Annotated in this window: 18 protein-coding genes, 5 tRNA genes and 1 pseudogene; 22 read left to right on the top strand and 2 right to left on the bottom strand. The window is 30.2% G+C overall.

Features of this window, described 5'->3' with window-relative positions; all coding sequences use genetic code 11:
• Positions 1 to 311 precede the first annotated feature (311 nt).
• Together AB8B23_RS10235 and AB8B23_RS10230 are read right to left on the bottom strand one after the other, a co-directional pair.
• Positions 312 to 833, bottom strand: a complete 522-nt coding sequence (locus AB8B23_RS10235) for a pantothenate kinase (RefSeq protein ID WP_369712654.1) — start codon at positions 831 to 833, stop codon at positions 312 to 314.
• Positions 834 to 1134: 301 nt separating this feature from the next.
• The gene (locus AB8B23_RS10230) at positions 1135 to 1605 is read right to left on the bottom strand and encodes a pantothenate kinase (RefSeq protein WP_369712653.1); all 471 of its coding nucleotides are present in this window, start codon (positions 1603 to 1605) and stop codon (positions 1135 to 1137) included.
• A gap of 258 nt (positions 1606 to 1863) precedes the next feature.
• Here AB8B23_RS10230 and AB8B23_RS10225 point away from each other — a divergent pair, with 258 nt between their 5' ends.
• The 22 genes and pseudogenes from AB8B23_RS10225 (at position 1864) to AB8B23_RS10120 (ending at position 25598) form a co-directional block, all read left to right on the top strand.
• Positions 1864 to 4029 (top strand): Tex family protein, encoded by a 2166-nt coding sequence (locus AB8B23_RS10225; protein ID WP_369712652.1) that lies wholly within the window; start codon positions 1864 to 1866, stop codon positions 4027 to 4029.
• Positions 4030 to 4212: 183 nt separating this feature from the next.
• The gene (locus AB8B23_RS10220) at positions 4213 to 5790 is read left to right on the top strand and encodes an L-lactate permease (protein WP_369712651.1); all 1578 of its coding nucleotides are present in this window, start codon (positions 4213 to 4215) and stop codon (positions 5788 to 5790) included.
• 216 nt (positions 5791 to 6006) lie between these two features.
• Complete coding sequence (ileS, locus tag AB8B23_RS10215) at positions 6007 to 8799, top strand: isoleucine--tRNA ligase (protein WP_369712650.1); 2793 nt, start codon at positions 6007 to 6009, stop codon at positions 8797 to 8799.
• Between the two features lie 73 nt (positions 8800 to 8872).
• Complete coding sequence (lspA, locus tag AB8B23_RS10210; protein ID WP_369713934.1) at positions 8873 to 9364, top strand: signal peptidase II; 492 nt, start codon at positions 8873 to 8875, stop codon at positions 9362 to 9364.
• A gap of 561 nt (positions 9365 to 9925) precedes the next feature.
• On the top strand, positions 9926 to 10795 hold the full coding sequence (glyQ, locus tag AB8B23_RS10205) for a glycine--tRNA ligase subunit alpha (RefSeq protein ID WP_021769413.1): 870 nt from the start codon (positions 9926 to 9928) through the stop codon (positions 10793 to 10795).
• 46 nt (positions 10796 to 10841) lie between these two features.
• Positions 10842 to 11942, top strand: a pseudogene (locus tag AB8B23_RS10200) (AAA family ATPase); the annotation flags it as partial.
• A gap of 143 nt (positions 11943 to 12085) precedes the next feature.
• Positions 12086 to 12616 carry a hypothetical protein gene (locus tag AB8B23_RS10195; protein WP_369712649.1) on the top strand — a complete coding sequence of 177 codons (531 nt, stop codon included), beginning with the start codon at positions 12086 to 12088 and terminating at the stop codon, positions 12614 to 12616.
• A 56-nt stretch (positions 12617 to 12672) separates the two neighbouring features.
• Entirely contained in the window at positions 12673 to 14709 is a 2037-nt protein-coding gene (gene glyS / locus AB8B23_RS10190) for a glycine--tRNA ligase subunit beta (protein ID WP_369712648.1), read from the top strand.
• Positions 14710 to 15069: 360 nt separating this feature from the next.
• The gene (locus AB8B23_RS10185) at positions 15070 to 16173 is read left to right on the top strand and encodes an OmpA family protein (protein ID WP_021743631.1); all 1104 of its coding nucleotides are present in this window, start codon (positions 15070 to 15072) and stop codon (positions 16171 to 16173) included.
• Positions 16174 to 16391: 218 nt separating this feature from the next.
• Positions 16392 to 16685, top strand: coding sequence for an HPr family phosphocarrier protein (locus tag AB8B23_RS10180; RefSeq protein ID WP_369712647.1), 294 nt, complete (start codon positions 16392 to 16394; stop codon positions 16683 to 16685).
• Between the two features lie 61 nt (positions 16686 to 16746).
• Positions 16747 to 18549 carry a S1 RNA-binding domain-containing protein gene (locus tag AB8B23_RS10175; protein WP_369712646.1) on the top strand — a complete coding sequence of 601 codons (1803 nt, stop codon included), beginning with the start codon at positions 16747 to 16749 and terminating at the stop codon, positions 18547 to 18549.
• 168 nt (positions 18550 to 18717) lie between these two features.
• On the top strand, positions 18718 to 19656 hold the full coding sequence (locus tag AB8B23_RS10170) for a branched-chain amino acid transaminase (protein WP_021743628.1): 939 nt from the start codon (positions 18718 to 18720) through the stop codon (positions 19654 to 19656).
• 517 nt (positions 19657 to 20173) lie between these two features.
• Entirely contained in the window at positions 20174 to 21502 is a 1329-nt protein-coding gene (gene miaB, locus AB8B23_RS10165) for a tRNA (N6-isopentenyl adenosine(37)-C2)-methylthiotransferase MiaB (protein ID WP_369712645.1), read from the top strand.
• Between the two features lie 102 nt (positions 21503 to 21604).
• Positions 21605 to 22849 (top strand): transcription termination factor Rho, encoded by a 1245-nt coding sequence (gene rho / locus AB8B23_RS10160; RefSeq protein ID WP_369713933.1) that lies wholly within the window; start codon positions 21605 to 21607, stop codon positions 22847 to 22849.
• A gap of 24 nt (positions 22850 to 22873) precedes the next feature.
• Entirely contained in the window at positions 22874 to 23155 is a 282-nt protein-coding gene (locus AB8B23_RS10155) for a cupin domain-containing protein (RefSeq protein WP_021743624.1), read from the top strand.
• 191 nt (positions 23156 to 23346) lie between these two features.
• Positions 23347 to 23423 (top strand) — tRNA-Pro (locus AB8B23_RS10150).
• Between the two features lie 12 nt (positions 23424 to 23435).
• A tRNA-Gly gene (locus AB8B23_RS10145) sits at positions 23436 to 23511 on the top strand.
• Positions 23512 to 23548: 37 nt separating this feature from the next.
• Positions 23549 to 23624 (top strand) — tRNA-His (locus tag AB8B23_RS10140).
• Between the two features lie 7 nt (positions 23625 to 23631).
• Positions 23632 to 23707: transfer RNA gene (locus AB8B23_RS10135), tRNA-Lys, on the top strand.
• Between the two features lie 24 nt (positions 23708 to 23731).
• Positions 23732 to 23815: transfer RNA gene (locus tag AB8B23_RS10130), tRNA-Leu, on the top strand.
• 333 nt (positions 23816 to 24148) lie between these two features.
• Positions 24149 to 24901, top strand: coding sequence for a tRNA pseudouridine(38-40) synthase TruA (gene truA / locus AB8B23_RS10125; protein ID WP_369712644.1), 753 nt, complete (start codon positions 24149 to 24151; stop codon positions 24899 to 24901).
• Between the two features lie 226 nt (positions 24902 to 25127).
• Positions 25128 to 25598, top strand: coding sequence for a GNAT family N-acetyltransferase (locus AB8B23_RS10120; RefSeq protein ID WP_369712643.1), 471 nt, complete (start codon positions 25128 to 25130; stop codon positions 25596 to 25598).
• Positions 25599 to 25944 lie beyond the last annotated feature (346 nt).

The following is a 25944-nucleotide window of genomic DNA, read 5'->3' as shown; positions in this document are numbered from 1 at the left end:
TTGCTATAAGTAGAAATATTTTTTTCATATATAATTCCTCCAAAACTAACTTTTTTAAAGTAAATTGATTTCCGTTTAATTTTGATATAATTATATAATATTTTTTTCAGGATGTCAACTATGTTTTTAATATTTTTATTAACAGTAAAATATATGATGTTGAAAATATGTTTTGAATAATTCTAAAATTTATGGATAATTAACACAATAAAAAAGAGAAAACTAACTGTAATTTAGGTGTAAATTTGTTTACTAAAGTTAATTTTCTCGTTATTTTTAAAATTGAAAAATTCAAAAAAGTTAAATTGTAATTAATTAACAGGATATACTATTTTATAATTGTTGTATGGATTTATAATTACCACTTTTTTTAGTTTTGTATCGTAGGCATAGGCGTAATCATTATTATTATCGCCAAGGGCTCTAAGAAATACATTCTTTTCCAATTTTAATCTGATTTTTTCCTCTTTTACTATCGTTTTACCGTCAGGTTTATCAGAATATTTGTAGTCTTTCTGAGTATTGAAATTGTCAGAATAGAGACCTTCAGTAACATAGTGTATTAAAAAATATCCCTTGCTGTCTTTCTGAATTTTAAAACCGTCTGATGAATCTGGATAGCCAAATCTCTTGTTCAAAAGCTTTTCTGGATGCAATTTTCCATCTGTAGTAAATTGCTGATCGAATCCTTTTGCTAATCCGCCTAGAGATTCTTCGTCTTGCTGAATGCTTTGTGTATTATTTTCAGCAATAACACTTTCATTTGCATAAGATACAGCACTTATTGCCAACATTGCCATTAGAACGCATAATTTTTTTAAATTCTTTTTCATGATAAATTCTCCTTTTTATTTTTTTGTTTTTTCAAGTAAATAAGTTTCTGTTTTATTACAATATAATTATATATCATTTTTTTGAAATGTCAAGTAATTTTTTCATCATTTTTAATAACGGTAAAATTCATACTGTTAAAAATATATTTTAAATAACTCTAAAATTTATAGATAATCAAAGGAATAAAAAAAGAGAAAACTAACCGCAATAGACAAATAAATTTGCGAAAAGATTAATTTTCTCACTATTTTTAATAAATATAAGTTATAAAGTTCTGAATAAAATCTCAAAATCAGATTTTTAATCAACTATGAACATTATTCTATAGTTGTTGGCTGGATTTATAAGTACTACCTTTTTAAGTTTTGTATCATAAGCATAAGTTAAACCATCACCATCTACTTCTGTCAGAAAAACATTTTTTACTAATTTTAGTCTAACTTTTTCCTCTTTTGTTGGTCCAGAACCATCTTTTTCTTCTGATTCATCGATATATTGTATTAAAAAGTATCCTTTACTATCTTTTTGAATTTTGAAATTGTCTGATGTATCTGTATAATTAAATAACTTATTCAAAAATTTTTCTTCGTGTAATTTTCCATCTGTAGAAAATTTCTGATCTATTCCTTTTGCTAATCCACCTGGAAATTCTTCGTCTTGCTGAATGCTTTGCGTATTATTTTCAGCAACAACACTTCCATTTGCATAAGCTGCTGCTCCCATTGCTAATATTCCCATTAGCAGACATAATTTTTTTAAATTTTTCTTCATGGTAAATTCTCCTTTTTATTTATTTTTTAGAAAAACAATTTTTTATACTGTTTTTTAATCAAAATAATTATATAATATAATTTACCGTAAGTCAATACATATTTTTAAATTTTTTAGATAAAAAAAGAGTCTTATACAAAATATAAACTTGCTTTTTAATTTGTAAAATTATTCAACTGGTTATTTTTTATAAATTATGTTAAAATAGATGTTAGTAAATTTAAATAAAAAAATCAAACTATAAATGGAGGAAAGACATTGGATATTGTAACTAGTGTGGCAAAAGAACTAAATTTTAAAGTGCCGCAAGTGGAAAATACGATAAAACTTTTTGATGAAGGGGCAACTGTGCCGTTTATTGCTAGGTATCGGAAGGAAGTTACAGGAAATCTGGATGAGGAGCAGATTAGGGATGTAATTGAGAAAATTGCGTATTATAGAAATTTAGAAAAGAGAAAAGAGGAAGTTATAAGGCTGATTGAGGAGCAGGGGAAACTGACTGAGGAATTGCATAAAAGCATTGTAAATGCGATGAAACTGCAGGAAGTGGAAGATCTGTACCTGCCTTATAAGAAAAAGAAAAAAACAAAGGCGGATATTGCAAAAGATCAAGGGTTGGAGCCTCTTTCAGAGTTTGCATTAGCCAAAGGGACTACAATGGAGCAGCTGGAAAAAGAAGCCAAGAAATATGTTACGGAAGAAGTGGCGGATGTTAAGGCTGCAATTGAAGGAGTACATTTGATAATTGCTCAGGATATTTCGGAAAATATTAAAATCAGAGAGTTTTTAAGGGATAGAATTGCAAAATTTGGGATTTTGACTTCTAAAGTTATTGAGAAAAATAAAGAAAATGATGAAAAAGGTGTTTATCAAGATTATTATGAATATTCGGAGCAGATTGGTAGAAGTGCTTCAAATAGGATTCTTGCGTTAAATCGTGGAGAAAAGGAAAAAATATTGAAAGTCGACATTGATATTGACGAAAAAACAGAAGAAGTTATAACAAACTTTATTCTGAATACTTTTGAAAATAAAAATTTGACTGAATTTTTTAAGGAAGTTATAAAAGATTCGATGGACAGACTGGCTTATCCATCCATAAAGAATGAAGTGAGAAATATTTATACAGAAAAAGCAGAAGAAGAAGCAATCAATATTTTTTCTGAAAATCTCGAAAAACTGCTGTTACAACCGCCTTTATCGAAAAAAACGCTTATGGGACTGGATCCAGGATATAGAACAGGCTGCAAGATGGTAATTATTAATAAAGACGGATTTTATGAAACAAATGATGTACTTTTCCTTGTAGATGGAGTGCATAATGAAAGACAGCTTGCGACTGCAAAGAAAAAAATATTGGACTATATCGCAAAATATGACATTGATATTATTGCAATTGGAAATGGAACAGCTTCGAGGGAAACAGAGGCATTTGTTGCGGATGTGATAAAGGAGGCTAAGAAAAAGGTTTCGTATCTGATTGCAAATGAGGCTGGGGCTTCAATTTATTCTGCTTCCAAAATTGCTATTGAGGAGTTTCCTGATTTGGATGTTACGGCAAGAGGTGCGATTTCTATTGCGAGAAGGATTCAGGATCCGATGGCAGAACTTGTAAAAATTGATCCAAAATCAATTGGAGTGGGAATGTATCAGCATGATGTAAATCAGAAAAAGCTAAATGAAACTTTGGAACAAACAATTGAGCATGTGGTAAATAACGTAGGAGTAAATATTAATACAGCTTCGTGGGCATTATTAAGTTTTGTTTCTGGAATCAAGAAGAATGTGGCAAAAAATCTTGTGGACTATAGACATGAAAATGGTGATTTTAAAGACAGAAAACAGCTTAAAAAGGTAAAAGGTTTGGGAGATAAGGCATTTGAGCAGATGGCAGGATTTGTTGTTGTGCCTGATAGTGAAAATCCGCTTGATAATACGATTATCCATCCAGAATCATATCATATTGCAGAAATTATCTTGAAGGAAGCTGGCTGTAAAGTTGAGGACTTAAAAGAAGATTTGGATGTTGTAAGACAAAAATTGCAGAAAATAGATTTGGAAAAAATTATTAAGGAAAATGATTTTGGAAGAGAAACGGCAAAGGATGTATACGAGGCGCTGTTAAAGGACAGACGTGATCCCCGTGATGAATTTGAAAAACCGCTTTTACGTTCGGATATTTTGAACATGGATGACTTGACAGAAGGGATGGTTCTGGAAGGGACTGTAAGAAATGTGGCAAAATTTGGGGCATTTGTTGATATAGGGTTAAAAAATGATGCTTTGATTCATATTTCTGAAATAGCAGAAAAATTTGTTTCAGACGCTACAAAGGAACTTTCTGTGGGACAAATTATAAAAGTTAAAATATTGTCGCTGGATAAGGAAAGAGGAAGAGTTGGACTTACAAGAAAAGGGCTTTAAATAGAGTTTGAAAATTAGATTTAATTTGCTCAAATTTAGAATTGTTTAATTTTATTTGTTTAGTTTTGGAATAGGCTAAAATTTAATTTAGAAAAAAATTTGTACTTTTTAAAAAAATTTGATAAGATATAGTATAAAATGTTAATTATTTTAACAAAATTATAGAAAGAAGGTTTAGAAAAAATGGAATTTTTAGTAGGTTTAATACCAATAATTTTATTTTTAATTTTGTTAGCAGTTTTAAAAAAATCTGCGTTGTTTAGTACTTATGCGAGTTTGATTGTAGCAATTATTTTGAATTTTGTCATGTCAAGTTGGCGAATTCCAGTTCAAGGGATTATTGCTTCACTTTTTGAGGGATTCGCAGTGGCTTGGATGCCAATTGGATTTGTAATAATAGCAGCTATTTTTGCTTATGACTTATCAGTAAAAAATGGTAAAATTGAAATCATTAAAACAATGTTAGGAAACATTACATCAGATAGACGTGCACAAGCTTTAATACTTGCCTGGGGATTTGGTGGATTTATAGAAGGTATTGCAGGATATGGGACAGCGGTTGCAATTCCAGCGGCAATTATGATTTCTTTAGGATTTTCTCCTATGACAGCGGCAATGATTTGTTTAATTGCAAATTCGACACCGACAGCATTTGGAACAGTAGGACTTCCAGTTACAACAATGATTTCAAACTTTGGATTAAATCCTCAACAGACAGCGTTATTCACATCATTGCTATTGTTAATATTAACTTGTATTATTCCTTTTGTTTTAGTAGTTTTTGCAAATAAAGAAATAGATGGTGGAAAAAATCCAGCTTTTGGAAAAGGAATTTTACCAGTAGTTATCGCATCAATTGTTGGATACATGATACAACCGTTAATAGCTATGACGACTGGAGCTGAACTTCCTACAATTATTTCAAGTTTAATAGCAATGATTTTAATGATTATAGCGACAAAAATGTTTGTTAAGGCGGAAGAAGGATTTGAAACTGTGGCAGTTTCTACTAAAGATGCAATTTTAGCTTGGCTTCCCTATATTTTAATGGTAGTTTTAATCGTAGGGACAAGTCCGGTTGTTAAAGTTATAAATGAACCTTTACACGACCATACAATTTCAACAATTGATTTTTCGTTTGGGCATTGGGCAACTTGGTTTAGAGATGCAAAAAGCGCAAAAGAAGCTGGAGTTGCGTTTAAATGGATTTTGGCACCAGCCGCGCCTTTATTTGCAGCAACAGTTATCGCAGGATTTATTCAAAAAGTAAAAGTGAAAGACATGGTTGAAGTACTAGGTCATACAATTTATCATAAATTAGATAAAATGTTAGTAATCATGGGAATTGTAGCACTTTCAGTAGTTATGAAGCACAGTGGAATGACAGCAAGCATTGCAGATGGTCTTAAAACATTGACTGGATCAGGATTCCCATTCATTGCACCATTCTTAGGTACAATTGGAACATTTGTTACAGGAAGTGATTTATCATCTAACTTGTTATTTGGTGGAATTCAAGTAGGAGTAGCGAAAGGATTATCACAAAATCCAGCACTGCAATCACTGTTAATTGCAGCTAATACCGCTGGAGCTACAGGTGGTAAAATGATTTCACCACAAAATATCGCCATTGTAACATCAGTTTCTGCAGCATTAAATGGAAAAGACGGAGAACTTTTAGGAAAAACTATTAAATATTCTGTACTGTATGGACTTGTTTTAGGTATTTTGACATTTGTTGGAGCAGGAATGATACATTAGTAACTGAAAATTTGAATAAAATTTAAAAATTTAGATATAATAATTAAAGAAAAAGGAGAATACTAAAAATTTGGTATCTCCTTATTTGTATATTTAAGGATAATAACTAAGAGAAAAATAATATATAAAGCGAGTTATTTTAAAATGTATAAAATTATGATATAATAAAAAATATAAATAAAGAGAATAATTTAAAAGAAAAATATAGGAGGAAAAATGTCGGAAAATAATAATGTGGAAGACAAGGTAGATTATGCAAAAACGCTAAATTTACCAAAGACGAGCTTTAAAATGAAAGCTAATTTGGCACAAAAAGAACCTTTAACATTAAGGGACTGGAAAAAAGCTGAAATTTATGAAAAATCATTAAACGAAGGGGCACCATTTTTTGTGTTACATGATGGGCCTCCATATGCAAATGGAGATATTCACATTGGGCATGCATTAAATAAAATATTGAAGGATATTATCTTAAAATACAAAAGATTAAGAGGTTATAATGCACCATATATTCCAGGATGGGATACACATGGTCTTCCTATCGAGTGGAAAATAATGGAAGAACTTGGAGAAAAGGCAAAAAATATGACTCCACTGCAAATTAGGCAGGAATGTAAAAAATATGCTTTAAAATGGGTAGAAAAACAAAAAGAAGGATTTAAAAGGCTCGGAATTTTAGGAAACTGGGATAATCCTTATATTACTTTAATGCCTGAATATGAAGCGGAACAGTTAAAAGTATTTAAGGAAATTTACGAAAATGGTTATGTTTATAAAGGGCTAAAACCAGTTTACTGGTCGCCTACTACTGAAACAGCTTTGGCTGAAGCGGAAATTGAGTATAAAGATGTAGAATCTCATTCAATTTATGTGAAATTTGAAGGAACTCAGGATTTATTGGATAAATTAGGAGTGGAAGAGGCAAGTATTCTTATTTGGACAACAACGCCTTGGACATTGCCTGCAAACTTGGGAGTATTTTTACATCCTGAATTTGACTACGGATTATACAAAACAGAAAAAGGGAATTTAGTTTTAGCAAAAGAACTGGCTGAAACTGTATTTAATACGCTTGGAATTTCTTATGAATTATTGAAGGAATTTAAAGGGACTGAACTTGAGAAAACTCATTATAGACATCCGTTCTTGAATAGAGAAGGGCTAGTAATGCTTGGAGATTATGTTACGGCTGATGCAGGGACTGGAGCGGTACATTCGGCGCCTGGACATGGGGTGGACGATTACAATTATTCACGAAAATACGAACTTGGAGTATTGTCGCCAGTTGATGACAGAGGACATATGACAAAGGAAGCTGGGAAATACGAAGGAATGTTTTATGCAAAAGCAAGCAATGTAATTGTGCAGGACTTGACAGAAAGTGGACATTTACTGCATCACAGCAAATTTGTTCACTCGTATCCGCATGACTGGAGAAGTAAGAAACCTGTAATTTTCAGAGCGACTGAGCAATGGTTCATTAGTGTTGATGAAAGCGATATTAGGGAAAATGCGATAAAAGCACTAGACGATGTGGAATTTGTACCATCTTGGGGTAAAAATAGAATTGGTTCAATGTTAGAAACTCGTCCAGACTGGACTATTTCAAGACAAAGAGTATGGGGAGTACCAATACCATTGTTTTACAACAGAGCGACTGATGAAGTTATCTATGAGCCAGAAATTATGGACAGAGTAATTGAAATGGTAAAAAAAGAAGGAACTGACATTTGGTGGAAATATGAAGCCAAAGAAATTATCGGAGATGAACTTTTGGAAAAATATAACTTGAAAGATGTGGATATTAGAAAAGAAAGAAGTATAATGGACGTCTGGTTTGACTCAGGAGTTTCACATAGAAGTGTGCTAGTGCCAAGAAACTTGCCAAGACCAGCAGACTTGTACCTTGAAGGAAGTGATCAGCATAGAGGTTGGTTCCAGTCTTCATTATTGACATCAATCGCAAGTACAAAAGATGCACCTTACAAGAGAATCCTGACTCACGGATTCACAATGGACGGTCAAGGAAGAAAAATGTCTAAATCACTTGGAAACACAATACTTCCAAAAGATATTACAGAAAAATACGGAGCGGATATTTTAAGATTATGGGTATCTTCAGTAGACTATAGAGAAGATGTAAGAATTTCGGAAAATATACTACAGCAAATGTCTGACGCATATAGAAGAATCAGAAATACAGCAAGATTCTTAATGGGTAACTTAAATGATTTTGATTATGCAAATGATAAAGTTGACTACAATGATATGTTTGAAATTGACAAGTGGGCAATGCACAAACTGGAAGAATTAAAGGCTAAAACAACAGAATTTTACGATAAATACGAATTTTACAGTCTATTCCAGGAAATTACATATTTCTGTTCAATGGAAATGTCTTCATTCTATCTGGACATCGTAAAAGACAGACTTTACTGCGAAGGGACAACTTCAATTGAAAGAAGAAGCACACAGACTGTATTGACAGAAGTTCTGAAAGTGCTAGTAAGAATAATTTCTCCAGTATTGTCATTCACAGCTGATGAAATTTGGGAAAGAATTCCAGAAACGCTAAAAGAAGAAGAAAGTGTACATTTATCAAAATGGATTGAAGCAAGACCTGAATACTTAAATAAAGAATTAGCACAAAAATGGGATAAAATCGCACGTCTAAGAAGAGAAGTGAACAAAAAACTGGAAGCAGAAAGACAGACTGGATTAATAGGACATTCTCTTGATGCAAGAGTTCTTTTAAATATTGCCAATGATGAATATTCATTTATAAAAGATTATACAGAAAATGAAGTTTCTGACTTATTCATCGTATCTCAAGTTAAATTTGTAAATGATAATTTAGCAGAAAGCGAAATCGAAGGAATTAACATCGCTGTGGAAAAAGCGTCTGGAGAAAAATGTGAAAGATGCTGGAAATACGATGAGGAAGTTGGACATAACCACAATCATCCAGATGTATGCCCAAGATGTGCAAGCGTTTTGGAAAAAATGTAACATAAAATTTATTTTGTAAAATAGGACTAAATACAGCTAAATAAAAATAACTTATTTAGTTCGTTTTTTACAAATATGTGTTAATAAAAAATGTGAGGAGAAAAGAATGCCTTATATAATTATTATTTTGGTTTTAGCTGCATTAGATCAGATTACAAAGCAGTTAATGTACAACGTATCAGGTGGAGTACAAGGTTTTTCTATACCAATAATAGATAAATTCTTTCACTTGACTTATGTTGAAAATCACGGCGGAGTTTTCGGTCTATTGCAAGGAAAAATCAATTTATTTACAATAGCAAGTGCAGTTCTAATTATATATGTAATCGCTGTAGAGTACAAAAACTTTAAGAATTACAGCAAATGGACAAAAATAGGAGTAGCAGTAATTGCCGCTGGAGCTGCAGGAAATATGATTGACAGAATTCTTCGTGGATATGTAATTGACATGATAGATTTTCGAGGCATCTGGGCTTTCGTATTCAATGTGGCAGATATGTATGTGCATATTGGTATTTATATTATTGTAATTGATTATTTAGCGAGAAAATATTTTAAAAAATAAAAAGTAATTTTATAAAATGAATTTTGTTAATAAATGTTATTCCTGTATTTTTTATTTTTTTGAAAGCAAGGGAAATCAATCGCCATTTCCCTTGGAACCCTGGCTTGTTTAAGCATTTTTTCAAAACAAAAACGAAACTCGCTACGTAAAACTTCGCTTAAACAATCGTTTTCATTTCCAAAAAATCACGACAATTTTTATTTAATTATACAAAGGCAATTTGGTTAAATGAATTTCCAAGCAAAATTTCGTTAGAAGAAAAATAGTTGTTTGAGCTTTTGGAAAACATTTTAAATTAAACAAAGTTATTTAGATTAAAATAAATTTTATTCAAAAGCGAGTTCTATTTTTCTTTTATAAGAAAGTTTTGCGTAAAGCGGGAGTGCAGAGGTATGGCGTTTGATACCTCTGCGTCAAAAAACTAATATAAATAAAAAATAAGAGTAATAATTATTAATTAAATAATCTAAAATGAAAATCTAGCTAAGATTAATGTATTATGGGCAGATTTAATTTAGTAAAGATATTTTAGATACAAAAAGAGAGAAAGGATAAAGAAAAATGACTTTTCAGGAAATTATATTAACTCTTCAAAAGTTCTGGGGAGATAAAGGGTGTATAATATCAAATCCGTACGATATTGAAACAGGTGCGGGAACGTTTAATCCAGACACTTTTTTAATGTCGTTAGGTCCTGAGCCTTGGAATGTTGCGTATGTTGAGCCGTCACGTCGTCCAAAAGACGGGAGATATGGTGAAAATCCCAACAGAGTGTACCAGCATCATCAGTTTCAGGTAATTATGAAACCATCGCCAGAAAATATTCAGGAACTTTACTTAGAAAGTTTAGTGGCATTAGGAATTAATCCTAAGGAACATGATATAAGATTTGTGGAAGACAACTGGGAAAGTCCTACGCTTGGAGCATGGGGGTTAGGATGGGAAGTTTGGCTGGATGGAATGGAAATAACACAGTTTACATACTTTCAGCAAGTTGGAGGACTGGAAGTTGACATAGTTCCATCTGAAATAACTTACGGACTTGAAAGAATTGCACTTTATTTGCAAAATAAGGACGATGTAAAAGATTTAGAATGGACAAAAGGCGTAAAATATGGAGAAAGAAGATTCCAGTTTGAGTATGAATTATCAAAATACAGCTTTGAAGTGGCAGACGTTCCAATGCACTTCCAACTTTTTGATATGTACGAAAAAGAAGCTCAAAATTGCCTAAACAACGATTTAGTATTCCCAGCCTACGAATACGTTCTAAAATGCTCACACACATTCAACAACCTTGACGCAAGAGGTGCAATCAGTACAACAGAAAGAATGTCCTACATTTTAAGAATCAGGGATTTGGCTAAGAAGTGTGCAGAGAAATTTGTGGAGGCAAGGGAGAGATTGGGATTCCCGTTGTTGAATAAGTAAAAATATAGAAGAGGGGGAATTCTTCTTTTGAAAGGAGGACTGTGGAATGAAATTGTCGATAAAAAATGTTGGAAAGCTAAAGGAAGCTGATGTTGAGATAAATGGGATAACTGTTATTGCGGGAGAGAATAATACAGGAAAAAGTACCGTTGGGAAAGTTTTGTGGAGTGTTTTCAATGGATTTTATAAAATTGATGAAAAAGTTTATAATGAAAAAGTTTCTGAGTTGAAAAAAATTGTTGATAATCTCTTGAAAGAAAATGGTTATGATAGAATTAAGGATAATTTTAAAGATTTTTTTGGAATTTTTGACAGAACTAACGAGAAGATTGCTATTGAGCTTTTAAAAAATGATAAAGATTATTCAGAAAATGAGATAAAATCTATAGTTAATAAATATAAAGAAAATTTAGAAATTGGAGATATATCAAATTTTGTTGATGAAATAAATAAACGATACTTTAAAAATTTTGAACAAAGAAATTATAAAAACTATTGTCTCACGAGTTATGAATAAAGAATTTCATAATCAGATTAATACAGTTTTTTCTTCAGAAAAAATGGATGTTGGAAAAATAAATCTTGAAATAAAAGGAAAAAATATACACTTAAAAATTGAAAATAATGAAATTTCAGATATTCAAAATTATTTTTTGATAAATAAAGAAACTGTGTACATTGATAATCCATTTATTTTAGATAGTTATGATTATGAAGATGAGAACCATCAAACGCATTTGGGGAATAATGTTTTTTCAGAAAATGAAAATGGTGCTATTTCAGAAATAAAAGTGAAGAAAAAATTGAATAATATTTACAAAAAGTTAAATAATATTTTAAATGGAGAAATTCTGGAAGACAAAAATTTTAATTTTGTTTATAGAACAAATAGTGGTGATATTGACTTAAAAAATTTATCAACAGGGCTTAAAACTTTTGCGATTATAAAAATGTTATTACAAAATGGAACTTTAGAAGAAAATGGAACAATAATTCTTGACGAACCTGAAATTCATTTACATCCTGAGTGGCAAATAAAATTTGCAGAATTAATCGTATTGTTACAAAAAGAATTTGGAATGCACATTTTACTGACAACACACAGTCCTTACTTTCTCAAAGCTATACAAGTTTATTCAAAAAAATATGAAATATCAGACAAGTGTAAATATTATATGAGTGAATTAGATGGAGAACAAGCAATTTTAGTTGACAAGACTAGCAAAACAGATGATTTGTTTTATAAGTTAGCTATTTCTTTTGAAAATTTGATGAATGAGGAAGAATTGTATGAAGATTAGTGATTTGAGAATAGAATGTAAGTCAACTTTGAAGAAAACTTCAAAGGATGATAGCAATAATTATATGACGAATTCTGATTTGCAGGTAATTGATTTTGATTGTTTAAAAGATAAATATATAGGGAAGATCGAATTTAATGGATTAGGTGTTAAATCAAATGATGCTTTGTTTATCAAAGGTAAAAATTATGTTTTTATTGAATTTAAAAACGGAGAAATGAAAAATATTAAAGAATTTGAACTTCATAAGAAGATATATGACAGTGTACTTATATTTTGTGATATTTTTGATAAAACGTTGAAAGATGCTAGAAAAGAATTGGATTATATTTTAGTTGCTAATTTTTCAAATTCTGAAAGAAATGATAAAAAATTGTTAGATAACTTGTTAAAAACTGTAAAAATTGAGGAAAGGCTGAGAGCTGGGCTAAGAAATTTTAAAGATTATTGCTTCAAAAATGTACACACTTACTCAAAAGAAGAATTTGAGGAAAAATTTGTAAAAAAGATGGAAAATTAAAAATATTGTTTAGAAAAATAGTTAAAAAAAATGTAAATTTGTAAAGGAGAGCAACTATGAATTTTCTTTTTGAAATAGGATTGGAAGAATTGCCTGCACAATATGTGGATAAGGCGGAAAAAGATCTGAAAAAAATAATAGAAAATGAATTAAAGGCTGAAAGAATCAAGTTTTCAGGGATTGAATCGTTTAGTACACCTAGAAGGGTTACAGCGATTATAAAGGATTTGGCTGAAAAACAAGATGATTTGGATAAAAAAAGCGTAGGGCCTTCGGTAGAAATTGCTTATAAGGATGGGCAACTTACGAAAGCTGGAGAAGGATTTGTAAAGTCGCAAGGTGCTACGGCTGATGATATAAAGATTATTGAAAATGAAAAAGGAAAATATATTTCGATTGAAAAATTTATTGCAGGAAAAAATACTAAGGAGATTTTACCTGAAATATTGAAAAATGCGATAAAGAAAATAGAGTTTGAAAAGTCAATGAAATGGGCGGACAGAACATTTAGATTTGTGAGACCGATTAAATGGTTTGTAACTTTGTTTGATAATGGAGAAATTTTACCTTTTGAGTTTGAAGGGCTAAAAGGTGAGAATAAAACTCGTGGAATGAGATATTTTGCTTCTCAGGACATTGAGATTAATAATCCGCTTGACTATGAAAAAATATTGCTTGAAAACTTTGTTATTGTAAATGGTGAAAAAAGAAGAGAAGAAATTTTGAAAAGTATAAGGGAAAATAGTGAAAAGGATGGAGATACTGCTATAATCAATAAATATTTATTGGATGAAGTGGTTAATGTGGTAGAATATCCTTATGCAATAAAAGGTGAATTTAGTAAGGATTATTTACAGCTTCCTGAAGATATTATAACGATTACATTGGAAACTCATCAAAGATATTTTCCAGTAAAAGATAAGGACGGTAAATTATCTAATAAATTTATTGTTATAAGAAATGCGCCTGAATATTCTGAAACTGTGAAAAAAGGGAATGAAAAGGTTGTAGAGCCAAGACTTGCTGATGCGAAATTCTTCTTTGACGAGGATTTAAAAAATAAATTTGCAGATAATGTGGAAAAACTGAAGGAAGTTACTTTCCAAAAGGATATGGGAACAATTTTTGAAAAAGTTAAAAGAAGTGAGAAAATCGCTGAATATCTGATTTCGGAATTGAACTTGAATGACAAGAAGGAAAATATTATAAAAACTGTGGATTTAGCAAAAGCCGATCTTGTTTCAAATGTAATTGGAGAAAAGGAATTTACAAAATTGCAAGGGTTTATGGGTTCAGTTTATGCTGAAAAGCAGGGAGAAGATAAAGATGTGGCGCTTGGAATTTTTGAACATTACTTGCCTCGTTATCAAGGAGATGAACTACCTACAACTGTAGAAGGTGCCATTGCTGGAATAGCTGACAAAATGGATACAATAATCGGATGTTTTTCAGTTGGATTAAAACCGACAAGCTCTAAAGACCCTTACGCATTAAGACGTGCGACACAAGGAATTATCCAAGTTGTATTAAATTCAAAATTATCCTTTGACTACAAAGAATTAATTGAAAAGGCTTATGAAATTTTTTCAAATGATAAAAAAGTGCTGGAAAAAGATGTTGTAAAAGATGTGACCGAGTTCTTTAAACAAAGAATAATTAACGTACTTTCTGAAAAATATAAAAAAGATCTTATAAACTATGAGATAAATCTTGAAAGCAATGTTGTGGAACTTGATAAAAAATTATCTGAACTTCTGAAATTATCGCAAACTGAAAACTTTGAAATTTTGATAAATCTTTTAAAACGTGTAAAAAATATTGTGAAAGATGAAAAAAATGAAAATCTAAATATTGACAGTACTTTATTTGAATTGGAAGAAGAAAAGACATTGTATAATTTAGCAAATCAATTGGAAAGTATTGAAAATACAGAATTTTCAAATTATATTGAAACATTGCTAAATAATGCCTCTACAATTAATCAATTTTTTGATAATGTAATAATTAATGTTGATAACAAAAAATTGAAAGAAAATCGTATTACATTATTGAAAAAATTAGAAATTTCTATTGATAAAATGATAAATATCTAATTTTTATCTATTTTTTTCCAATTGGCAGTAAATTTGTGAATAATTTTTGAAATTTATTTTAAAAGGAAAAAAATAAAATGAATGACTCGAGAGTCATCCTAAATAGCTGTTTTGTTGAAAATGTACTGAATACAACGGATAAAACAATCTAAATAGTTGAATTTTTTTATTGACTTTTTATTAAAACAATGGTATCATATATTTGTAAACGTGAAGTTTTGGCTAAAGAATATTTTTTAATTATAAAGTTAAAGTATTGATTTTTTTCTTAAAATAGTGTATAATCTTAGAAGAGGATTAGGAGAAAACAGTACTAACTAAGTTAGAGAAAAAACAAAATGACATTCAGGAGGAATTGAAATGAAAAAATTAGTAATTTTAGGAACAGCTTTATTAGCTTTAAACGCTGTAGCATCTGAAGTCCAAATTAAAGGTGGATATGATTTCTACAGAAAATACAAATCTGGTTCAGATGCTACTGGAACAGATTTTAGATTAAAACCAGGTCCAGTAGCTGGAATAGAGTACATTATTGACAATCAAGGTGAATTTGAATGGGGAGTAGGTTCAGAATATAAATTCTCTGCTAACTCAGGAAAATTAAGAGATAAAAAAGAAAATACAAAAATTGCAAGAAGTGTACCTGTGTATGCTTTAGGTAAATTTAACTTAATTACAAATAACAATGGAAATGATGCATTATATGTGTTAGGAAGAGCAGGATATAATTTTGCTAAAGAAGCAAAAGAAGCTAGAAGAGATGACTTGAAAGTATCAGGTGGACCATATGTAGCAGCTGGATTAGGAACAGAGTTCGGACCAGTTTCATTAGAAGCTATATATGAAAGATCTAACTTCAAAACTAGAGATATTGTAGCAGGAGATAGAAGTAGAGATTATTCTGATTCAGTAGGAGTAAGATTAGGATATAGATTTGGACAATTGAAAAATGACAGATCACCTAAAATCATAACTCAAACAGTTACAGTGCCTGTGCCAACTCCAGTACCTACACCAGCACCAACTCCATCTAGAGACATTGATCAACCAAATACAGCTACATTACCATTTAGCTGTTCTGTTGACGATAAAAAATGTGTAATTAGAGGATTTAAAGTAGACGGAAGAGTACCTAATGAAGGTGAAGCTGCTGACTTGAGAACTATCGCAGGTGTAATTAATCAATTTGCTGATGGCGGATCAATTGATTTTGTTGGACATACAGATTCAACTGGATCAGCTGCATATAACCAAAAACTATCAGTAGCTAGAGCACAAAATGTTGCTAAATTATTGAGAGAATATGGATTGAAAAATTCAATTTCTTACGGAACAATTTCTGGGCAAGGAGAAAGTAATCCAGCAGATACTAATGATACTGTTGACGGAAGATACAATAATAGAAGAGTTGAATTATTCTTCCAAAATGTTGATTTTAGTAACGTAAGATTTATCAATAGATAATTGAAATTTAAATTTTTGTAAATTAGGGAGATATTTTGAATATCTCTCTTTTTATATAATTTTAAAAGGTTTTTAGTTTATTCTTATTAAAAAATTCATAAAAAATCTATATAAACATTGATTTTTAACCTAATAAATGATATTATTTATATAAGATTAATTTATATAGTCAAAGTTTTGTATAAAATCCATAGAGTTCTAACTTGAAAGAAGGATATATGAAAGAAATTATTGTGGAAATAAAAAATGAGCAAGGGCTTCATGCAAGACCATCTGGGCAGATTGTCAATATCGCAAAGAAATATGATTTGACTTTGGAAATAGAAAAAGTTGGAGAAAATGAAATTGTAGATGCGAAGAATGTATTTGGAGTAATGATGCTTGGAGCAGCTAAGGGAGAAAAATTAAAACTTAGAGCAATTTCAAAAAATGAAGAAAATATAGAAGATGAAAAGAAATTATTAGAAGAATTAAGAGAAATGATTGAAGTTGATAAATTTTTTGAAGAATAATTTTTATAAATAAAAAAGAAGGGAGAAGAACTGGCTTTTAATAGCAGTTCTAGAGTGCAAAATGAACGAAAAAGAATTTGAATTATTATTGGAAGATTATTTACCAGAAGAAAAAAAATCTGGAGATGTAGTAGAAGGAGTTATTACTAGAAAAGAACTGGATTATGGTTTTCTTGATTTGAATGCAAAGAAAGAAGGAAGAATTTATGCAAGCGAGGTTAAAGATTTTGAAATAGGAGATAAAATTGAAGTAAAAGTTTTAAGAGAAGACGATGAGAACATCATTGTTTCAAAATTTGTATTGGATAAGGCAAAAGAACTAGCATCATTTAATGTAGATGACATTGTAACAGGAGAAATTATTAAGAAAATTAAGGGTGGGTACACTGTAAGAATAGGAAAAAATGAAGCATTTCTACCATTTTCACTTGCCAGATTTGACAAAAACAAAGATTATACAGGACAAAAATTTAAATTTTTAATAAAGGAAAAAAATAAGAGCAACATAACTATTTCAAGAAGTGATTTAATAAAAATTGAAGAAGAAAAATATTTAGAAAAGGTAAACATTGGAGATGTTGTTACTGGTAAAATTAAAGAGATATTTGACTTTGGAATTATCTTGGACTTGGGAGCAACTAGTGGATTTATTCATATATCTGAAATTTCTTGGGATCAAGTGGATAATTTGACTGAAAAATATAAAATTGATGATGAAATAAGTGCTAAAATTATTGAAAAGGACGCTGAGAAAAATAGATTAAAATTAAGTATAAAACAATTGTCAGAAGATCCTTGGGTTGCATTTGCAGCAAGCCATAATGTAGGAGATGTAGTCGAAGCAGTCGTAAAGGATGTGCTTGATTTTGGGATAGTTGTGACTGTTGATGGTAATTCTGGATTTGTACATGTTTCAGAGCTGGCTTGGCATAATGGGGCTAAAGAGCTTAAAAACTACAAGGAAGAGGACAAATTTTCTGCAAAAATTATTCAAATTGAAGATGAAAAGAAAAATGTTAAGTTAAGTGTAAAACAATTGTCAGAAAACCCTTGGGATACAGTCAAGGAAAAATACCATATTGGAGATATTATTGAAAAACCAATAACAGAAGTATTTGACTTTGGATTATTAATTTCACTGGAAAAAGATATTGACGGACTTTTACATGTGTCTGACTTGTCGTATAAGAGAGAAGCCAATTTAACTTCAAAATATAAAGCAGGAGATGTAATCAAATTTAAAATAGTTGACTTTAATGACGAAAAAAATAGAATTACTCTAAGTGCTAAAGCGTTGCTTGATGATAGATGGGAAATTCTTGAGGAAACTTATGACTTTGATAATACATTTAAAGGAAAGGTTATGAATGTTCAGGATTATGGAATTTTTGTGGAATTAGAAAAAGGAATAGAAGTTTTTATCCATAAAAACGAATTTTCATGGAATAAAAAAGAACATAAAGAATATAAAGTTGGCGATGAAGTCGAATTTAAAGTAATTGTAGTTGATAAACTTGATAAAAAACTGTCTGGAAGTATCAAGCAATTAGAAAAATCACCTTGGAAGGAAGCAATTGAACAATATAAGAAAGGAAATATTGTAAATACTGAGATTGTTGAAATTCAGGAAAATTTTGTGCTTGTTAAATTAACAGACAGATTTAACGGAATTATACCAAAGCGTGAGTTAACAGAGGAATTTTTGAAGGATATTTCTGAAAAATTCTCAGTTGGAGATAAAGTTGAGGCTGTAATTACAGATATTAATGAAAAAAGAAAATCAATTGCATTATCTGTAAAAAAAGTTCAGGAAATGGAAGAGAAAAAAGAACTTGATGAGCTTATGAAAGTTTATGGAGTCTAATTTTACAAATTCAAAATATAATAAAATTAAGAAAGAGTTATAATTTTAACATTTAAACATATATAATATATATGATTGAGTAAAAAAAATAAATTTTACATAATTAAAAAAAAGTGTTAAAATATAAAAGTAAACATTAGAATACTGAAAATATGGAGGTAAAATTAGATGGCAAAGGCAGAATTTATGAAATTTGCATATTTCGATAAAGAAATAGTGGAATTTGAAAAAGCGACAGTTAGTATCGCTACACATAGTTTACAATATGGGACAACTTGTTTTGGTGGTATCAGAGGATATTATAGAAATGGGAAAGTAGCGATTTTTAGACTGAAAGATCACTATATTAGATTAATGAATGCGTCAAAAATGTTAGGATTTGAATATTTTATAACTTGGGATGAATTTAAAGATATTGTTACAGAATTAGTTAAGAAAAATGATGTAAAAGAAGACTTTTACATGCGACCATTTGTTTTTTGTAAAGAGCCTAGATTGTCACCTAAAAAGGCAGGATTAGACTTTGATTTAGCAATTTACATGTTGCCGCTTGCAGATTATGTAAGTACAGAAGGCGGACTAAACTTAATGAGTTCAACTTATAGAAAATACAATGATTCGGCAATTCCTACAAAGGCAAAAGCGGGAGGTTCATATATTAACTCGTTCCTTGCAACAAGTGATGCACAAAGAAATGGTTACGACGATGCATTAATGTTTGATGATGCTGGAAATGTGGTAGAAGTGTCAGTTGCGAATATAATATTAGTTTATAGAGGACAAATAATAATCCCTGACACTGGAAACGCAGCTCTTGAAGGAATTACAGTAAGATCAGCATTGGAATTATTAGAACACAATGGATATAAAATAAATCGTGGAAAAATTGACAGATCGATGGTATTCACAGCAGACGAACTGCTAGTAACAGGAACAGCAATGAAAATTACTTATGCAGAATCACTGGACAAACGTCCTATTGGGCAGTTAGACTTTAATGCAAAACCACAAGCAGGTAAATTTCATAAATTGTTAAAATCAGAATATGAAAAAGTAATTAATGGAGAACACGAATTGTCTTCTGAATGGTTGTTTATTGTAGAATAAAGGTAAGTACACTGGAAGTGTTTTAAAAGAGCATTGAAGGTGTACTTTTTATATTGTTAAAATAATTTTTTTATTATTTTGAAAAAAACTTGTATTTAAGATAGATTAGGAGTAAAATATAAGAGAAAAAAGTAATTGGGAATTATTGAAAGATACATAAAAATGAGAATAGAATTGAAGATTCTTGGGAAATTAAATAGTAATGTAAAAATTTGGGAAGAGAGATGGTTATTTAAATCATCTCTCTTTTTAGATAAATTTGTTTTATTTTTAACAAAATAAAAAAGATTAGGTTATCAAGTAAGTATTAATTAAAAAAAAGAATAAAAAATTCTTGAAATTCCAAAATAAAAATGATACCATTACAATAGGAGAAATAAAACTTGAAAAATAATGGTTTATACTTGGATAGTTAGAACTATTTAAGTGTTGAAAAAATTATCAATTTAGTCAATTCAGAAACTATTCAGTAAAAATCAAAAATTTTTAAAAAAGAACAAAATTTGGAGGGAAAAAAGTGGAAAAGAGAGCAACTATAATAACATACGGTTGTCAAATGAATGTAAATGAAAGTGCAAAAATGAAGCAGATGCTGCAAACAATGGGGTATAGCATGACTGAAGATATTGAAAATACAGATTTGGTATTTTTAAATACTTGCACGGTAAGAGAAGGTGCAGCTGTTAAAGTATATGGAAAACTAGGGGATTTGAAAAGAATTAAGGAAGAAAAAGATGGAAAAATGATTATTGGTGTTACAGGATGTCTTGCTCAAGAGGTAAGAGATGAATTTATTAAAAAGACCCCTTATGTCGATTTGGTGCTTGGAAATCAGAATATTGGAAGAATTCCTGATATTTTGGAAAGAATCGAAGCGGGAGAAGAAACACATATTGTTATGGTGGATGATGAGGACGAATTGCCAACAAGGGTAGATGCAGATTTTGGAGATGATATTGTTGCTTCTATTTCAATAACTTATGGATGTAATAATTATTGTACATTTTGCATAGTTCCTTATGTACGTGGAATGGAGCGTTCTGTACCTCTTAACGAAGTTGTCAGGGATGTTGAGCAATATACAAAAAAAGGATACAGGGAAATATTATTTTTAGGACAGAATGTAAATTCGTATGGAAGCGACTTTGCGAATGGAGAAGATAATTTTGCAAAGCTGCTGGAGCAAAGTGCAAATGTAGAAGGAGATTTCTGGATAAAATATGTATCTCCACATCCAAAGGATTTTAGTGATGAAGTAATTGATACAATTGCAAGAAATCCTAAAATCGCTAGAATGCTACACTTGCCATTACAGTCAGGTTCTACAAAAATTTTAGATTCAATGAATAGAGGATACACAAAGGAAGAGTTTATAGCTCTTGCTAAGAAAATTAAAGAAAAAATACCTGATATTGGACTTACTACTGATATTATTGTTGGATTTCCTGGGGAAACAGATGAAGACTTTCAGGATACAATGGATGTAGTGAATGAAGTTGGATTTGAGAATGCATTTATGTTTATGTATTCAAAGAGAACAGGAACTCCTGCAGCTACAATGGAAAATCAAGTTGATGAGCAGGTAAAAAATGAGAGATTGCAACAGCTTATGAGACTGCAGAATATGAAGGCAAAGGAAGAAAGCCAAAAATATTTAGGGAAAATTGTAAAAGTACTTGTTGAAGGACCAAGCAGAAAAAATCCTGAAATGCTGGTAGGAAGAAGTTCTACGCATAAAATAGTTTTATTTAAAAGTGATAGAAAAGATTTAAAAGGGCAATTTGTAAATACAAAAATTTATGATGCGAAAACATGGACATTATACGGAGAGTTGGTGGAGGAGTAAATGACGAAAAAAGATAATGAAATAGAATCGGAAAGAATATTAGATGAGCAAGTGGAATTAGATAAGAAAAATGTTTCTGAAAATTCAGATTCTGAAGAAGAAATGATAAGAGAAATCCTTTCTCAAAATGTAACTAAACTAAAGAAAATGGCAAAGGAATATAAAATAGAAAGTTTTTCTGGAATGTCAAAACTTGAACTTATAAATGCGATTCTGATTGAAAAAGGGAAGGAAAGAGGAAAAACTTACGGATTTGGTAAGTTGGATGTAATTGGCGAGGGAAATTATGGGTTTTTGCGAAATACTTCGATTGGTCCAGATGTTTATGTTTCAATTTCACAAATAAAAAGATTTTTTCTGAGAAATGAGGATATTGTATTTGGAGAACTTAGAATTCCTATTGGGACAGAAAAAAATTATGGGATTTTAAAAGTATTGCTTGTAAATGGAGATTTACCTGAAAAATCACTAGAACGTCCGTATTTTGATGATTTAGTACCGTCTTATCCAGAAGAAAAGTTAAATTTAGGAAGCGGAGAAATTTCTTCAAGAATTATTGATTTGATTTCGCCAATTGGAAAAGGACAGAGAGGTCTTATAGTTGCACCTCCAAAAGCTGGAAAAACAGTATTGCTTTCAACGCTTGCAAATGACATTATAAAATACAATCCTGAAATTGATGTATGGATACTGTTAATTGATGAACGTCCTGAAGAAGTTACGGATATTAAAGAAAACGTAAAAGATGCGGAAGTATATTCAGCAACTTTTGATGAAGACCCAAGAGTACATACAGAAGTTACAGAAAATGTGCTTCAGATGGCAAAAAGACAAGTGGAACGTGGGAAAGATATTTTGATTCTTATGGATAGTTTAACAAGGCTTGCACGTTCGTATAACATCACTATTCCATCAAGTGGAAAATTAATTTCGGGAGGAATTGACCCAAATGCACTTTATTATCCAAAAAGATTTTTAGGTGCCGCAAGAAATATAAAAAATGGTGGAAGCCTTACAATTATTGCAACAGCTCTTGTTGAGACTGGAAGTAGAATGGACGAAGTAATTTTTGAAGAATTTAAAGGTACAGGAAATATGGAAATCATTTTAAGCAGAACGCTGGAACAGTTAAGAATATTTCCTGCAATTGATGTACTAAAAAGTGGGACAAGACGTGAAGAGCTTCTGATTCCAAGAGAAAATTTGGAAAAAATTTGGAAATTAAGAAGAGAATTGAATGAAATGTCAGAAGTTGAAGGAATGAAAAATCTGATAGAACTTATAAAAAAATATAAAAATAATGATGAATTACTGGAAGATTTATATAAAGCTAAAAAAACAAAATAAAAATAAATATTAAGGAGAAAAAAGATGTTTGGAAATGTAAAAAATGAAGCAGGATTGCTATTTAACAAAGGAAATTTTAAATTGGTAAAGAAAATTTTGAAAAAAGATGAAAAAATTGCTAAGCACAATCATGAAGATGAGGAAATTGTTTTTACCGTTCTAAAAGGGAAAATGGAAATGTACCTGAATGAAACTGAAAAACATGTTTTAGTACCAGGAGATATTTTACATTTTGATGGAGTAAACTTTATTAATGGAAGCGCTTTGGAAGATTCTGAAGTTAGTGTAACATTGATAAAAAAATAATTATGTAATGAGGGTATAATTTTTTATGCCCTTATTTAGTTGAAATATACTAAAAATAATGGGGAAAATGGTATTTTAGCAAAAAAATTAAGAAAAATTGAAATTATCAGAAAAAAAGTGTTGACATTCATTCTGATTTATGATATTATATTTCTTGTCTGAGAGTAATTAGTAAAAGTTATTCTTTAGAGCGGTGTATAGCGCAGCTCGGTAGCGCACCTGCCTTGGGAGCAGGGGGTCGTAGGTTCAAATCCTACTACACCGACCATTTATAGATTTTGCGGGAGTAGCTCAGTTGGTAGAGCGTCAGCCTTCCAAGCTGAATGTCGCGAGTTCGACCCTCGTCTCCCGCTCCATTTTATTTATAAGAACAATTTAGTTATAAATATTATGGTGACCGTAGTTCAGTTGGTAGAGCGCCAGTTTGTGGCACTGGTTGTCGCGGGTTCAAGTCCCGTCGGTCACCCCATAACTGCGAGCCATTAGCTCAGTCGGTAGAGCACTTGACTTTTAATCAAGGTGTCACTGGTTCGATCCCAGTATGGCTCACCACTATAATAATTAAATAATAGATTTGCGAGAGTGGCGAAATTGGTATACGCACTAGACTTAGGATCTAGCGTCTTCGACATGTGGGTTCGAGTCCCACCTTTCGCACCATTTAAAAATTAAAATTACAGATAGATATAAGAGCATAAATTGCTCTTTTTTTTATAATTTATGCTAAACTCCATAAAAAATAGAAATTATATTTTAAAAATTTTAGTTAAAAAAGTTAGAAAGTTAGGGTATACTATAGAAAATTTATTGATTTTTACATATTTTTATTCTAAATTTTAAGTAAATTGACTATAATAATAAGTAATTTTGATATTTCTTAAATTTTTTTATTCTAAAATTATAATAGAATTGTTATAAATGGAAAATAGTGTTAGGTTGTAAAATATATATATTTTAAAATAATCCTATTAACTGGAGAAATAAGAGAGAAAAATGGAAAAAACAAATGTAAAGATGGTTTATCAGTATGATGGAAGTAAATTTTGTGGGTTTCAGAGGCAAAATACAATAAAAACTGTACAAGGGGAAATTGAAAAAATTATTTTCAGGACATTTTCACAAAAGATAAATATGATTTCATCTGGGAGAACTGATAAAGGAGTTCATGCAATGGAACAGGTTTCTAATTTTGTGATTGATAGTAAAATTCCGCTTGAGGCGATAAAAAGACAAATTAATAAATGTCTGAGAAGAGAAGTTAAAGTATTAAGTATTGAGAAAGCAGATAAAAAATTTAATGCGAGATTTAATGCAAAAAGTCGAACTTATTTGTATATTATGAGGGATGAGGAGAATATTACACCGTTTGAGTCGAATTATGTGACTGGATTGAGAAAAAGTGTAGATGTGGAAAGATTTCAGGAAATAATGAATGATTTTGTAGGAAAGTATGATTTTAGCAGTTTTATGAAAAAAGACAAGGCTTACAGAAATCCTGTGAGAGAGATTTTTTATGTGAAATGTTATTATGATGAAAAATTTGGAGAAAAACAAGTAAATGTGGAAATTTGTGGTAACGGATTTTTGAAAACAATGGTCAGAATTATGATTGGTTCAGCACTTGCAGTTTATTTTGGTAAAGAAGAAAAAGATTACATCAGGAAAAGATTGGAGAAACCTGATGTTGATGGTAAAAAAATTTTGGCAGCTTCAGAAGGGCTATATTTATATAAGGTAAGTTATTAAATTGTTTGTAAAAATCTAAAACTGACTAAAGAGATTATAGTTATTTTAATTAAATTTGATATTGTATAGCTTTATTAATTTAATAAATTTTATTTAGATTCTAATATTACTTAGAATGATCAATTTAATAAGGAAGATGTTTTGTAATAAAAATATTACAAATTAATCAATCTAGTTTTGTGTTAAAATAAATCATATGAGAAATTTATGAGAAAGGATGATTTACATGGGAAAAAATTATAAGTTTAGAATATTGGATGCAAAAAAAGATTCAGAATTGTTATTTAAGATTGTTAAACATGAAAATGAAGTGTTTGGAGAAGCAACAGTTGGAAACTGGAACATTAAGCCATTTACTAAATATGGAAAAGTTTTTGCGATGCTAAGTAACGATGAAAATGAAGAATTGATGTCAGTTATTGAAGTTTTGAGCAGTTTTGATAGAGAAGTGGCTTATGTTTATGGGGTTTCGACTGTGCCGAAATTTGAGAGAAATGGATATGCTAGAAAGTTGCTTCAGTATGTAATGGAAACTTTGAAGAAGATGGGAATAAAGAAAATAGAACTTACTGTAGATATGGATAATTTTACTGCGAAAAAAATTTATGAAGAACTGGGATTTAAAATAGTAGAAACTTTAGATAACGAGTATGGGGATAATGTTGAAAGATACTTGATGAGATATTTGGTAAAATAATAGATTTATCTGTTAACTGAAGATATGCTAAAATAATATTTTGAAAATACGGGAAGACAATTTGTTATAAATAAAAGATGTTAAGTTGCTAAATATATTTGATTTTTAAATAATATAGATTAGTTAAAATTATTTTTTTTAGAATTTAATGTGAATTAAAAAATCTTCTTTCTATTTTAAAAATAAGAGTTAGAATAATAAAACAAAGAATACAAGAGTTATATTTTATAGATTGCTAAAATTTCTGGCAGGAAATAAATTTGATTTTTGTATTTTTTTTATAAAAAATAAATAATTAGTATAAACCATGTGTTTATTTAATATAATTGGTCAATAAAGTTTGAAA

Source organism: Leptotrichia sp. HSP-342 (assembly GCF_041199995.1).
Taxonomy (GTDB): domain Bacteria; phylum Fusobacteriota; class Fusobacteriia; order Fusobacteriales; family Leptotrichiaceae; genus Leptotrichia; species Leptotrichia mesophila.
Note: the sequence above shows the minus strand (reverse complement) of the source record. Positions and strands in the feature narration are given on the sequence as shown.